Annotated in this window: 15 protein-coding genes; 8 read left to right on the forward strand and 7 right to left on the reverse strand. The window is 67.2% G+C overall.

Features of this window, described 5'->3' with window-relative positions; all coding sequences use genetic code 11:
* The first annotated feature begins 7 nt into the window (after positions 1-7).
* On the forward strand, positions 8-916 hold the full coding sequence (locus ACFQNJ_RS13775) for a metallophosphoesterase (protein WP_382258499.1): 909 nt from the start codon (positions 8-10) through the stop codon (positions 914-916).
* The gene (locus tag ACFQNJ_RS13780; RefSeq protein ID WP_374639318.1) at positions 913-1335 is read left to right on the forward strand and encodes a universal stress protein; all 423 of its coding nucleotides are present in this window, start codon (positions 913-915) and stop codon (positions 1333-1335) included. The genes ACFQNJ_RS13775 and ACFQNJ_RS13780 overlap by 4 nt, the downstream gene beginning before the upstream one ends.
* Before the next feature lie 82 nt (positions 1336-1417).
* Here the strand turns inward: ACFQNJ_RS13780 and ACFQNJ_RS13785 are convergent, their stop codons facing one another.
* A complete protein-coding gene (locus ACFQNJ_RS13785) occupies positions 1418-2059 on the reverse strand; it encodes a TetR/AcrR family transcriptional regulator (RefSeq protein WP_382258501.1) in 642 nt (213 codons plus the stop codon).
* A gap of 235 nt (positions 2060-2294) precedes the next feature.
* Between ACFQNJ_RS13785 and ACFQNJ_RS13790 the strand changes: the two genes are divergently transcribed.
* Both ACFQNJ_RS13790 and ACFQNJ_RS13795 read left to right on the forward strand, forming a co-directional pair.
* Entirely contained in the window at positions 2295-2819 is a 525-nt protein-coding gene (locus ACFQNJ_RS13790; RefSeq protein WP_382258504.1) for a fasciclin domain-containing protein, read from the forward strand.
* Positions 2820-2881: 62 nt separating this feature from the next.
* On the forward strand, positions 2882-3337 hold the full coding sequence (locus ACFQNJ_RS13795) for a fasciclin domain-containing protein (protein ID WP_374639315.1): 456 nt from the start codon (positions 2882-2884) through the stop codon (positions 3335-3337).
* A gap of 48 nt (positions 3338-3385) precedes the next feature.
* On the opposite strand, the gene ACFQNJ_RS13800 is transcribed toward ACFQNJ_RS13795, so the two are convergent.
* Positions 3386-4306, reverse strand: coding sequence for a LysR family transcriptional regulator ArgP (locus ACFQNJ_RS13800; RefSeq protein ID WP_382258507.1), 921 nt, complete (start codon positions 4304-4306; stop codon positions 3386-3388).
* Between the two features lie 120 nt (positions 4307-4426).
* Here ACFQNJ_RS13800 and ACFQNJ_RS13805 point away from each other — a divergent pair, with 120 nt between their 5' ends.
* Complete coding sequence (locus ACFQNJ_RS13805; protein WP_382258510.1) at positions 4427-5773, forward strand: D-amino acid dehydrogenase; 1347 nt, start codon at positions 4427-4429, stop codon at positions 5771-5773.
* Positions 5774-5798: 25 nt separating this feature from the next.
* Here ACFQNJ_RS13805 and ACFQNJ_RS13810 read toward each other — a convergent pair whose 3' ends face one another.
* The 4 genes from ACFQNJ_RS13810 to ACFQNJ_RS13825 all read right to left on the reverse strand — a co-directional run bounded on the left by ACFQNJ_RS13810 (position 5799) and on the right by ACFQNJ_RS13825 (position 9886).
* The gene (locus ACFQNJ_RS13810; protein ID WP_382258513.1) at positions 5799-6641 is read right to left on the reverse strand and encodes a DUF2817 domain-containing protein; all 843 of its coding nucleotides are present in this window, start codon (positions 6639-6641) and stop codon (positions 5799-5801) included.
* A 76-nt stretch (positions 6642-6717) separates the two neighbouring features.
* Positions 6718-7989, reverse strand: coding sequence for an acyl-CoA dehydrogenase family protein (locus ACFQNJ_RS13815; protein ID WP_382258516.1), 1272 nt, complete (start codon positions 7987-7989; stop codon positions 6718-6720).
* A gap of 35 nt (positions 7990-8024) precedes the next feature.
* The gene (locus tag ACFQNJ_RS13820) at positions 8025-8840 is read right to left on the reverse strand and encodes an alpha/beta fold hydrolase (protein ID WP_382258519.1); all 816 of its coding nucleotides are present in this window, start codon (positions 8838-8840) and stop codon (positions 8025-8027) included.
* On the reverse strand, positions 8837-9886 hold the full coding sequence (locus ACFQNJ_RS13825; RefSeq protein ID WP_382258522.1) for a 2,5-dihydroxypyridine 5,6-dioxygenase NicX family protein: 1050 nt from the start codon (positions 9884-9886) through the stop codon (positions 8837-8839). Before ACFQNJ_RS13825 ends, ACFQNJ_RS13820 begins: the two co-directional genes overlap by 4 nt.
* A 76-nt stretch (positions 9887-9962) precedes the next feature.
* Here ACFQNJ_RS13825 and ACFQNJ_RS13830 point away from each other — a divergent pair, with 76 nt between their 5' ends.
* The 3 genes from ACFQNJ_RS13830 (at position 9963) to ACFQNJ_RS13840 (ending at position 12001) form a co-directional block, all read left to right on the forward strand.
* Positions 9963-10484 carry a flavin reductase family protein gene (locus tag ACFQNJ_RS13830; RefSeq protein WP_382258524.1) on the forward strand — a complete coding sequence of 174 codons (522 nt, stop codon included), beginning with the start codon at positions 9963-9965 and terminating at the stop codon, positions 10482-10484.
* A gap of 178 nt (positions 10485-10662) precedes the next feature.
* Complete coding sequence (locus ACFQNJ_RS13835) at positions 10663-11097, forward strand: MarR family winged helix-turn-helix transcriptional regulator (protein WP_382258527.1); 435 nt, start codon at positions 10663-10665, stop codon at positions 11095-11097.
* A 4-nt stretch (positions 11098-11101) separates the two neighbouring features.
* Positions 11102-12001: a DMT family transporter gene (locus ACFQNJ_RS13840; RefSeq protein ID WP_382258530.1), complete on the forward strand. Its 900-nt coding sequence runs from the start codon at positions 11102-11104 to the stop codon at positions 11999-12001.
* 6 nt (positions 12002-12007) lie between these two features.
* Here the strand turns inward: ACFQNJ_RS13840 and ACFQNJ_RS13845 are convergent, their stop codons facing one another.
* Positions 12008-12877, reverse strand: a complete 870-nt coding sequence (locus tag ACFQNJ_RS13845; RefSeq protein ID WP_382258533.1) for an HDOD domain-containing protein — start codon at positions 12875-12877, stop codon at positions 12008-12010.
* Between the last annotated feature and the right edge of the window lie 67 nt (positions 12878-12944).

The raw sequence follows: 12944 nt of genomic DNA on the forward strand, positions 1-12944 counted from the left end.
TTGCCCCATGCGCATCCAGCTGCTCAGCGACCTGCATCTTGAGGCCAACCCGGACTTCCGCCCCGAGCCCGCGCCGGACGCGGACCTGCTGGTGCTGGCGGGCGACATTGGCTCCTACCAGCGGCGGCGCGATGGCTCGGTCATGCCCGAGCCCGACTGGGGATTGCGGCGCTTCTCGCCCCTGGCGGCCTACGGCGCCTGGCCGGTGCCCGTGCTCTATGTGCCGGGCAACCACGAATACGACGCCATCGATCTGGACGCGGGGCACGCCGCCCTGCGCCAGACCTGCGAGCGCCTGGGCATTCAATGGCTGGAGCGGGAGAGCGCCGTGATCGACGGCATCCGCTTTGTCGGGACCACCTTGTGGAGCGACTACGACGCGCTGGTGGACCATGCCAATGCACGCGGCACCGATCCCCTGACCCACCGCCTGCGCCAGCGCGAGAAGGCCTACCGTGCCGCCAACTTCTACCTGCGCAAGATGGACGGTCGACGGCTGGGCCGGTTGTTCGATGCCGAGGCGATGCGGGATCTGGGGCTGGCGTGTCAGGACTGGCTGCGCGGGGCGCTGCAGCAGCCTTTCGACGGACCCACGGTGGTGATCACGCACTTTGCGCCCACCCTGCTCAGCGCCGACCCCCGCTATGGACTCACACCGGGCACGGCCGGCTTCTGCAATGCGCTGGACGGGTTGCTGGCCCACGCCGACCTCTGGCTGCACGGGCACCTGCACTGCCCGCTGGATCTGCAGGTCGGTCGCTGCCGCATCGTGGCCAATCCGCTGGGCTACGCGGACAAGGGCGAGCAGGCCACCTTCAGGCCCACGCTGACGATCGATGTGGAAAACCGCAGCCAGGCAGCCGCGGACAGGGCGTACACTGCAAGGTTGGACCACCCCTCAGGAGATACACCATGAAGATTCTGCTCGCAGTGGACGGCAGCTCGTACACCAAGAAGATGCTGGCCTACCTGACCACCCACCTGGAGGTCTTTCACGCCGACAACGAGTTCACCCTGTTCACCGTGCAGACGCCGCTGCCTCCGCGGGCCCGTGCGGCCGTGGGCGCTGACGTGGCCAATGCCTACTACGCCGAGGAAGCCGAGAAGGTGACCGCACCGGTGGTCAAGTTCCTCAAGCGCCATGGCATCGAGGCCAAGGTGGTTCACAAGACCGGTGGCCCCGGCGAGCTGATCGCCAAGCAGGCCAATGCCGGTGGCTACGACCTGGTGATGATGGGCTCCCACGGACACAGCGCCCTGGGCAATCTGGTGATGGGCTCGGTGGCCACCCAGGTGCTGGCCCATTGCAAGGTGCCGGTGCTGCTGGTGCGCTGATTCCGCCACCTTCCCGGCATTCCCCGCCAAAGACAAAGGGCCGCATCCGCGGCCCTTTGTCTTTGGATCTTGGCAGACAAGGTCAGCGGGTGCACAGGCCGTCGAAGCAGGTGCTCAGCACCATGTCGATGATCTGCTCGTCATTGAACTGTCCGGTTCCCTTGAGGAAGCCCAGCACCGGGTCACAGGCTCGGGCATAGAGCGTGTACAGCACCGCGATCGGCGGCAAGGCCGGGTTGATGCCGCCCTGCGCCTGGGCCTGGGTGATCCACTCGCCCAGCCGGTCACTCACGTCCATGAGACCGTCCACATAGGCCTTGTTGGTGGTCAGGACCGCACGCAAGGTGGAGTTCTCGCTGGGCAACGAGGGCATTTCGCCCGCCAGCTGCACCGACATGGTCCATCGGGCCACTTCGCGCAGCAGGTCCAGCGGGGCACGGGTGACGTCCAGGCTGTCCAGAAAGGCACGGGCCCGGTCCATGACCCGCACCATGGCCGCCGCCGCCAGGTCTTCCTTGCTGGGAAAGTGTTTGTAGAGGCTGGCCTTGGCGATGCCCACTTCGGCGGCCACCTCGTCCACCGTCATCGATTCAAAGCCCTTCTCGGCCAGGAGCCGGTTGACGGCCGAAATGATCGCGTCTTCCCGGGCCAAGTGCATCTTCTCGCGGAAGCTGCGCTTGGGCGGCACGGCAGGAACAGGGGCGGCGGTGGTGGTACTGACCATGGCTTGTGATTCTCCAGACTCGCATTGTGCCGGAAACCAACGATCAGGTTGATAACCCCACTGAAAGGTCGTGTTACATACTGATCAGTCGCAATTTGGCCTTTTAAGAATAATATTTAACCAGACAGAATGCTTGTGACTGACCAGAGGGCCCTGCCCCACCCGGTCGACTCGCAGGACGGCTGTCTTCCGATCTGGATGTTTTCTCCTTTTCACTTTTCGCAAAGGACTTCCCATGAAGATTGCAAGACGCAGCCTGTTGCTGGGCTCGGCAGGACTGGCCGCTCTGGCCATGGCCGGTTGCAGCGACGACGACGAGGATCACGGACCCGGCACGATCGTGCAGGTCGCCTCCGACGATTCCCGCTTCAGCATCCTGGTCGAGGCCGTGGCCGCGGCAGGCCTGGTCGACACCCTCAACGGCGCGGGCCCGTTCACCGTGTTTGCGCCCACCAACGACGCTTTCGCAGCGCTGCTGGCCGAACTGGGTACGACCAAGGAAGCCCTGCTGGCCAACAAGGCCTTGCTGACGGCCGTCCTGACCTACCACGTGCTGGGCGGCAAGGTGCTGGCCGCCGACGTGGTGGCGCTGCCCAAGCCCGCGACCGTGACCACGGTGCAGGGCGCCAGCTTCACCGTCGGCGCCGACCTGGGCATCACCGATGCGCGCGGTCGCACCGCCCGCCTTCTGGTCACCGACGTGATGGCCAGCAATGGCGTGATCCACGCCATCGACAAGGTCATCCTGCCGCCGGCCTGAGCACGCGGCGGCCATTGTTTTCTCTGTTTTCCTTCCAACCCCAACCAAGCACAGGAACCATCATGAAAAAGACCCTCATCGCCTCCCTCATCGCTTTCGGCGCCCTGGGCGCCGCCCACGCCAAGGACATCGTCGACACCGCGGTCGCCGCCGGCGACTTCAAGACCCTGGCCACCGCGCTGCAGGCCGCCGGCCTGGTCGACACCCTCAAGGGCAAGGGCCCCTTCACGGTGTTCGCGCCCACCGACGCCGCCTTTGCCAAGGTACCCAAGGCCGACCTGGACGCCCTGCTGGCCGACAAGGCGAAGCTGACCGCCGTGCTGACCTACCACGTGGTCCCGGGCAAGGTGATGGCCGCCGACGTCAAGGCCGGCAAGGTCAAGACCGTGCAGGGCAGCGAACTGACCGTGAGCACCACCGGGGGCGTCAAGGTGGATGCCGCCAACGTGGTCAAGACCGACATCGTGGCCGACAACGGCGTGATCCACGTGATCGACAGCGTGGTGATCCCCAAGTAAACCCTCGCGAACTTCTTCAAGTTTCGAAGCCCCCGCCCGGGGGCTTTTTCACGCCCTGACCGGCTGCAAACTGTGACCAGCCGCCTCGCGCAGCGCCGTGGTCAGGGCTTCCAGCACATCGGAACTCAGGTTCCAGCAGTGCCAGTAGAGCGCGACCCCCAGGCGGTGGCGCGGGGCCAGGTTGACCAGCTCCCCGCTGGCGATCAGTTCGCGCACGCCCAGCTCGGGCACCACGCTGGCACCCCAGCCGGCGCGCACGGCACGGATCTGGCCCTCGCTGGACGGCACGAAGAGCTGCTTGAGCATGACGCGCGATAGCCCGAAGGCGCGGGCCACGAACTCGTGCTGCAGATGGTCCTTGCGGTTGAAGGCCACGAAAGGCATCCGGTGGAAGTTGTGGGCATTGAGGCCTTTGGGACAATGCTCGGCGGCATAGGCGGCCGAGGCCACCGCCACATAGTCCATGGTGCCCAGCGGCTCCATGCGGCAGCCCCGCAGCGCCTGGCCGAGCGAGGTCACGCAGCCGAGCACCTGCCCTTCGCGCAGCCACTCGTGGGTGAACTCCTGGTCGTCGGCAATGATCTCGATGGGCAACCCCCCCTGCGCCAGGGGATTGAGCGCCGGCAGTGCCCAGGTGGCAATGCTGTCGGCATTGATGGCCACCGAAATGCGCTCTTCTTCTCGCCCCCCGCCGGTGGAACTGGGCGCCAGCTCCCGCAGGTCACGCTCCAGGTCGGCCCGCAGCAGGCGCATCATCTTGGCGTGCTTGAGCATGAGCTGCCCGGCCTGCGTGGGCTTGAGGGGACGGCTGCGCACGATCAGCACCGTACCCACCTGCGCCTCCAGCGCCCGCAGGCGCTGTGACACCGCCGACTGCGTGATCGACAGGCGCTGGGCCGCGCGCTCGAAGCCGCCTTCTTCGATGATGGCGGCCAGGCATTCGAGGGCATCAGGGTCAAAGGTGCTCATGTCTTTTATTAGTGATTCTGATGAATCTGATTTTAGTTTAATTTCACTTCACTGATTACCGGGTTTTTTCCATACTCCGCTCCACTGGATTTTTCTTGTCTGTCGTCGCAGGAGCGGAACATGCGTGTGGTGATCTTGGGTGCGGGTGTGATTGGCGTGAACACGGCCTGGCAACTGCTGCAGCGTGGTCATGAGGTGACGCTGGTCGACCGCCAGGACGATGCGGCGCTGGAAACCAGCTTCGGCAACGCAGCGCAGATTTCGGTGAGCTATTGCGAACCCTGGGCCAACCGCGAGGCGCCACTGAAGGCGCTCAAATGGCTGTTCGACCCCGAGGGCCCGCTCAAATTCCGCCCGCAGCTCGACCCGGCCCAGTGGGCCTGGGGTCTGCAGTTTCTGGCGCAGTGCAACGACGCCGCCTTCGAGCGCAACGTGGCGCAGCTGGTGGCCCTGGGCAGCTACAGCCACGCGGCCCTCAAGGAGGTGGTGGCCGAGACCGGCCTGCAGTACCACCGCCTGACCAAGGGCATCGCCCACTACTACACCGACGAGAAGTCGTTCGCGGATGCGGGCGCGGCGGCCGAGCTGATGCGCCGCCACGGCGTCAACCGCCGCGTGGTGGATCGCGAAGAGCTGCTGCGCATCGAGCCGGCCCTGCGCCAGTTCGGTGACCGCATCGTGGGTGGCACCTACACCGAAAGCGACGAATCGGGCGACTGCCGCGTGTTCACCCAGGAGCTGGCACGCCGTTGCGAGGCCCGGGGCATGCAGTCCCTGATGGGTCATGACATCGAGCGACTGGAGCGCAGCGGCGCCGACATCAGCGGTGTGCTGGTGCGCGACCGCCAGACCGGCCAGCAGCGGCGCCTGCAGGCCGACGCCTATGTGGTGGCGGCCGGCTCGTACACGACGGCGCTCATGCGCCAGGTCGGTGTGTCGGTGCCCATCTACCCGGGCAAGGGTTACAGCGCCACACTGAAGATCCTCAAGCCCGAGCTGGCCCCCCAGGTGAGCATGCTCGACGACCAGCTCAAGGTCGCCATCTCGCGCCTGGGCGACCAGTTGCGCGTGGCCGGCACCATCGAGCTCGGCGGCTTTGACCTGTCCCTGGACACGCCGCTGGCCCGCACCCGGGCACAGATGCTGGTCAAGCGCATCGAGCAGGTGTTCCCGGGCGTCTGCGACACCCGCACCCCCGAACAGGGCGGTGACCCGCAGTTCTGGTGCGGCCTGCGCCCGGCCACGCCCACCAACATCCCGCTGATCGGCCGCACCAAGGTCGGCAAGCTGTGGATCAACGCCGGACACGGCACACTGGGCTGGACCCACGGCGCCGGATCGGGCAAGGCCATGGCCGAGCTGATCAACGGCGAAGTGCCGGCGATGAACTTCGGCTTCTGCGGGATCGATCCCCGATCGGCCAAGGGCAACGCGGGCACAGGACTGCGCACACCGGCCCGCGCCTGAGCACGGGGCCGGACCACCAGGTCCACTAACTGGTCTTGCGCGGCCCGGTCCGAACAGGCATCACGGGCTCGGCCTGGCTGGGCGGCACCACGCGCTCGCCCATCCAGCGCAGCAGGTCCAGCCACATCTGGCGCATCTCGGCGTCCAGCGGCGTGCGGATGGCGCTGGGCAGTTCGATGGTCACCACCGGCATGCCCTTGTGCACGCCGCCGTAGTTGCCCAGGCTGCCCGGAAAAATACCCACCTGATCCAGGTACAGCCGGCCCAGGCGCTCCGGGGGTGTGACCGGGCCGTCGAAATCCAGCACGCCGTAGGGAGCGTGGATGCTGACGATGAGGTCGGGCTGGAAGCGCTCCATCTCGTCGTGGAAGTACTTCGACTCGGGCTCGGACAGCGGGTGCGGCCCGGGCCAGCGGCGCGGATCCTTGCGGGTGCGCTTTTCCCAGTAGACCTTGGCGTCGCGCGCCCAGTTGGGTGTGGGGAAGTTGCGGTTGAGGTCCACCCCCCTCGCATTCACCCGTTTGGCCGGACGCATCATCAGGCCGTCCGGGTTGAGCGCCGGAATGAAGCGCCAGTGCGCATCGGCCGGGATCTCCAGCGCCCGCTGGATCCAGTGCAGGGCCACCGCGGACGAGGAGAGTTCATCTCCGTGCATGCCCGCCACCACGAGCACACGCACCCGGGGCTCGGCCGCCACCACGTCGCGCGCGTAAATGGTGCGGCCCTGCACACTGCGGCCTGCCGTCGGCACCAGCTCGGCCTGGGCGCACAGAGGCGCGCGCACATTGGGCAGGCGGGCGACGAACTCCACACAGGGATCGGTCTGCGGGGTGGACGCCGGGATGTTGGCGTGCGCTGACGGGCTCATCACAAGGCACGCCACAGCCAGCCTCGCAAAGGCGGACGGAAACTTCATTCCGCCATTGTAGGAAGACCCGTCCCGGTCAGATGTCTTTCTCGCCAGTTTCGTAAAGGGTTTCACGCCCCATGCGGTCCATTACCAGCTCGGCCGTCCAGGGCAGCATCAGCGCCCCGCAGCGGCTGTCGCGGTACAGGCGCTCCAGCGGCAGGTGCCTGAGCATGCTCTGGCCGCCACAGGTGCGGATGGCCAGACGCGCGATGTCGTTGGCGCCTTCCATGATGCTGTAGTGGGCCGCGTACAGGCGCATGCGCTCGTCCTTGGACGGGTTGGGCCGGGCTTCGGCGATGGCACGGGTGAACAGGCTCTTCATCGCTTCGAGCTGGATGCGCATCTGGGCCACCGCGATCTGCTTGGTGGCGAACTGGCGGCGCTTGACCGGCGGTTCGCCCGGCACCTCGCCACGCAGGTATTGCACGGTGAAGTCGTAGGCGGCATTGGCTACGCCCAGGTAGGTGGGCGAGAGCGTGAAAAACATGGCTGGCCAGGTCTGCGCACCCTTGAAGTAGATGCCGCGCGGCATGAGCTGTTCGTCATCGCTGACGAACACATCCTTGAAGGCCAGGTTCCGGCTAACGGTACCGCGCATGCCCAGCGGATCCCATTCACCGCTGATCGAAAATCCCTCGGACGTGGCCGGCACGCTGATGTACAGGGTGTCGCGTGGATCGGGGTCCTTGCCTTCCACCTCCTCGGTGCAGAGCACCCCGTAGTAGTCGGCCGCGCCCGACAGGCTCGCCCAGATCTTGCGGCCATTGATCAGCCAGCCCCCGTCGACCTTGCGGGCCGTGGTGCCGAAGGGCGCGCGACCAGCCGCCGCCGCCGTGCCTTCGGAGAAGGGCTGCGCATACAGCGCACCGTCCTGCACGATGCGACGGAAATGCAGCTGCCGGCGCGCGGCGTGCTCGGCGCGCTGGGTCTCGTCCATGGGAATGCCGTCGGCCAGTACGCCGGTCCACATGGTGCTGCAGATGTGCATGTTCCAGGTCAGCGCGGTGGCGCCACAGAAACGGCCGATCTCGGCCGCCACCATCATGTAGGTGGGGAAGTCGGCGCCGAGGCCGCCGTGTCCGGCGGGCACACACAGTTTGAGGAAGCCGGCCTCGCGCAGGTCGTCGTAGTTGGCGAACGGAAAGCTGGCCTCACGGTCCCATTGGGCCGCGCGCGGCGCGAACCGGTCGCGGCCCAGCGCATGGGCCTTGGCCAGCAGCTGCCGCTGCAGCGGCGTGAACGCCATGTCACCGACGGCGGGGGTGAAGTCCAGGCCGGTGAGCGGGTTGACGGGACGGGTGGTCATGCGGTGTCTCCTCGGGTGTTATTTGGTGTTCGGGGTCAGTGAAGGTCGATGGCTGGCCTTGGTGGCGGCTCCCGCAGGAAGTCCAGCAGCAGCCGGTCGAATTCATCGGGAGCCTCCAGGTTCATGAGGTGACCGATGCCCGGCATTTCCACGTAACGGCCCAGCGGGATCTCGGCCGCCATGCGCTTCATGACCGACGGTGCCGCCACGCGGTCGAACTCGCCACCGACCAGCAGCGTGGGCACGCGGATGTGGGCCAGATCGGCCTGCCGATCGAAGCTGACCAGGCACTCCAGGGCACGCCGGTAGGTGGCGGCAGGCACGCCGCCCATGCAGTGCTCGGCCAGACGCACCCCCTCGGGCAGCGAACCCGGGCCGACCATCTGCGGCACCAGCTGCGCCGCCATATCGGCCATGGTCTGGCCCGCATCCAGCGGCGCGGTGCGCTGCCCGATGAACTGGCGTGCCCAGGCCTCGGCGCTGGCCCCGTCAGTGCGCTTGCCAAAGGCCGCCGAGGTGCCGCACAGAATCAGGCGGCTGACCTTGTCGGGACGACGGGCCACGACCTCCTGCGCCACCATGCCCCCCATGCTGTGTCCCAGCAGCACGACGCTGTCGCACTGCAGGGCATCGATCAGGTTCACGCACGCCTGCGCGAGTCCTTTGAAGGTGTAGGGCTCGATGGGCGCACTGCGTCCGTAGCCCGGCATGTCCCAGGCCACGGCGCGGTAGCCCACCTCGGCCAGCGTTTCCACCTGGGGGGCAAAGGCCAGGTGACCGCCGCCGATGCCATGCAGCATCAGCACGGTGGGACCGTTGCCCAGGGTGGTGAAGGTAGGCAGGCTGTTCAAACGACCACCTTTCCCGCGTCGACGACGACCGCATCGTCGAGCGCAACGGTGCAGTGGCGCATCGGCCAGTCGAAGTGACCGCGGGTATATCGCCCGGCCGTCTCGTTGGCGCCGGTGCTGTAGAGGAAGTTGCCGGCAAAGGCGCGCAACTCGGTCCCGTTGAAGTCGCGCTTGTCGTAGAACGCCATGCTGTCCCAGCGGGCTGCGGCATTGAGCCCCCAGCCCACGTGGCTGACCGCATAGGCCTCTCGCTCGCCCCAGGCCTCGAAGTGCGAGCGCAGCAGGTCAGCGTCCACGCCCGTGCCGTCGATGCGGGTGACATAGTCGTTCTCGATCGTCAGCGTCACGGCCTTGTCGATGTAGCGCTTGAAGGTCAGGTTCACGTCGCCCTCGGCCAGCACCAGGGTGCCATTGACGCTGCCTGCGGCGGGAAAGGCCAGCACCAGACCGCCGGGCCAGTGGGTGAGCGTGCCCGGGCGGCTGGTGTAGCCCCAGTTGCCACCACCCACCGCGCCCTGAAGGTCGATGCGCAAGTCGGTACCGGCCACCGACGATACGCGCATGGTCCGGGCCGCACGCAGGCGCTTGAGGTGGACTTTGACCTGCTGCTCGGTCTGCTCGTCCGGCAGCAGGCGACACAGGGCCTCCGGGTGCTCATTGCTGACGTACAGGATGCGCGGCTGGGTCAAGCCGTTGCCCTGGATGATGGCCGGTAGCTCGGGCGCGTGCATCAACCCCTCGACGGTGCAGTCGATGATCAGCGCTGAGGCCGCCAGGGCGGCGATCACGGGCGCGCTGTTCTGGATGGCCGGACAGGCCCCGGTGGATCGCGTCAGCGGCTCGCCACGGCCGAGCACCGAGGGCAGCGTCAGCGTGAAGCAGCGCCCGCCCAGCCGGGTGGCGACCAGACGAGCCATCTCCATGAGCACGGGCCGGCTTTGCGTTTCGCCGAGAATGGCCACCTGATCGCCCGGCTGAAGGGCGCAGCGGCGCAGTACGGTCTCAAAGGCGTCGATCCACGCGGGTTCGATCCGCTCCTGCAGCATGTGGTCTCCTCGAGAGTCTGACGGCCGACCACCCCGGTCATGCCACATTCATGAATTTTCATATAAATTAGCGCACATGTCACCCGCCCGTTCGGCCGGACACTCGGCCCGCCCCCCCGACTTCTCGCCGCGCGAGTTCCGCGCGTCGCTGGGCATGTTCGCCACCGGCGTGACCATCGTGACGGCGCGCACGGCACAGGGCGAGCTGGTGGGTCTGACGGCCAACTCGTTCAACTCGGTCTCGCTCGATCCGCCGCTGGTGCTCTGGAGCCTTTCCCGTCTCGCCGGCTCGATGAGCGCGTTTGCCAACGGCCTGCACTACGCCATCAATGTGCTGGCGGCCGACCAGCAGGCCCTGGCCGAGCGCTTTGCCGCCCGCGACATCGATCGCTGGGCGGGCGTGACGTTCACCGACGGGGTCAGTGGTGCGCCCTTGCTGGATGGGTGCGTCGCGACCTTCGAGTGCTTCAACCGCAGCCAGTACGCCGAGGGCGACCATGTGATCTTCGTGGGTGAGGTCGAGCGCTGCCGCCACCGCGACGACGGCTCGCCGCTGCTCTTCCACGGCGGCCGGTTCTACACCGAGCACCCGCTCTGACCATGAAGAGCAGGACCCCCACGCTCCGCCGCTGCGCGGGTCGCTGCCCCCCGAGGGGGTGCGTTTTGCCTTGGGGCGGCCCGGCGGCAACATCTCTGCCCCTGCGCTCCGCCGCTGGCGCGGGTCGCTGCCCCCCGAGGGGGTGCGTTTTGCCTTGGGGCGGCCCGGCGGCAAAACCATGAGCCCGCGCAAAGAACGGTTCGTCGACGATTACCTGGGCTACCTGCTGGGTCAGGCCAACCACGCCCTGTTCAAGGACTTCGAGGCCACCGTGAAGGCCGCCGGTCTCGGTTCTCTGGAATGGCGGGTGCTCGCCACCTTGAGCGATCAACCCCCCATGGCCGTGGGCGCCCTGGCGCGCGAGGTGCTGAGCCAGCAACCGACCGTCACCAAATTGCTGCAGCGTCTGGCCGCCGACGGCTGGGTCCGCCTGGTCGATGATCCGCAAGACCAGCGTCGCACACTGGTCAGCATCACGGCCGCCGGACAGCGCAAAATCCACCCACTCATCGAACAGGCGCGCGCCCACGAGACCCGCATGCTGGCGGGGCTCGATGCCTCGGCCATCCGCCGCCTCAAAGAACAGCTGCGGCGACTGGCCGCTTCTTCCTGACCCCATGTCCCCTGTCCAACGCAAAGATCATCTCGACACCTTGGCCATCACCCTGCTGGTGGCCTGCTGCGCCTTCTGGGGCTTCCAGCAGATCCTGATCAAGTTCGCCAGCCGCGAGATCCCGCCGCTGTGGCAGGCCTCTGTGCGGATGGCGGGCGCCACGCTGCTGCTGTGGCTGTGGTGCCAGGTGCGTGGTGTCCCGCTGTTCGGACGTGACGGGACCCTGCGCGGCGGGCTGCTGGTGGGGCTGCTGTTCGCGGGCGAGTTCTGCCTGATCTACCTGGGGCTGCAACACACCAGCGCTTCGCGTCTGACCGTATTCCTCTACACCAGCCCGTTCTGGGTGGCCTTGCTGCTGCCGCGTTTCATCACGGCCGAGAAGCTGCGGCGCATCCAGTGGATCGGCCTGGGCATGGCCTTCACAGCCGTGGCGGTGGCCTTCAGTGAAGCCTTTCTGCACAGTTCCATGCCGGGCCAGTGGAAGGGCGACGCCATGGGGCTGGCGGCCGGCCTGCTCTGGGGTCTGACGACCCTGGCCATCCGCACCACCAAGGTGGCCAGTGTCAGCGCCGAGAAGTCGCTGTTCTACCAGCTGGGCGTCACGGCCGTGGTGACGCCGCTGCTGTCGCTGGCGCTGGGCGAGACCTGGTCGTTCGACTATTCGGCCATGGCCTGGGGATCGGTCTTTCTGCAGACGGCGGTGGGCGCTTTCGCCAGCTACCTGACCTGGATGTGGATGCTGCGCCACTATCCGGCCACGCAGATGTCCACCTTCACCTTCCTGACCCCGCTGTTCGCGCTGGTCTTCGGCGTGCTGCTGCTGGGCGAGCCACTGACACTGCAGCTGGTGCTGGCGCTGGTGGGGGTGGCGGCGGGGATTGTGCTGGTCAGCCGCCGCACCTGAACGCGCTCAACCCAGCGCGTGCGCCTCGAACACCGGGTGCAGCTGGTCCACCCAGTGGTCGACCTCGGCCTCCCCCACCTGCAGGTGGGCCAGACATTGCTGGCCATGCCGCTCCCACTCCTTGAGCGCCGACGGCTCTTCATGCTGGTGCAGCAGGTGGTCGGCCACCAGGGCCATGGCCACCAGATGGCGCACGGTGGGATCGATGCGGGCATCGTCCAGACAGCTGAAATCGTGGTGCAGGCGGGTGGCCTGCGCCACCGCCAGGGGCAGGTGCCAGGTACGCGCCACGATCGCGCCCACCACCGCATGGTCGGTGCGGTGGTTGGCGTTCTCGGTGGCCACGAAACTGCGATCCTTGCGCGCCAGGGCCTCGGTCAGGGTGCTGGCGTAGCCGCGCACACCCTGCATCATCACCGGGATGCCCACGTGGCAGAACAGGCCGAAGCTGTAGCCCAGGCCAGGATCCATGGTGTAGAGCTGACGGGCGATGTGCTCGCAGGCCAGCGCTCGACGGGTGGAGGTGTCCCAGAAATGCGCCAGCAGCGGCGAATGCGTGCGCAAGGCGTTGCGCGTGAGAAAGCCCGTCAGCAGCTGCACCGACGGATCCAGGCCAAGCACCGTCAGGGCCTGCCCCACGGTGGAGACTGGCGCGTGCAGGCCATGCAGGGGACTGTTGGCCAGCCGGATCAGCGCGGCCGACATCGCCACGTCGGCCGAAGCGATGCGGTCCAGCACACCCGGATCCGGGTCGCCCTGTTCGGTGGCCGCCTGCAACTGCACCAGCAGGTCCGGGCATGGCGGGATGATGATGTCGCGCAGCGCGGGGCTGCGACGAGCGACGCGAAGCTCGTCGTCAAATGGGGTGGTGTTCACGGCACAGGTTCCTGATCCCCGCATCGTAGCCGGGCAGACGGGGGGGAACCTGTGCGTTTGTCCGGTC

Origin of the sequence: Hydrogenophaga bisanensis, from assembly GCF_042665135.1 — a bacterium.
In the GTDB taxonomy this organism is placed as follows: domain Bacteria; phylum Pseudomonadota; class Gammaproteobacteria; order Burkholderiales; family Burkholderiaceae_C; genus Hydrogenophaga; species Hydrogenophaga bisanensis.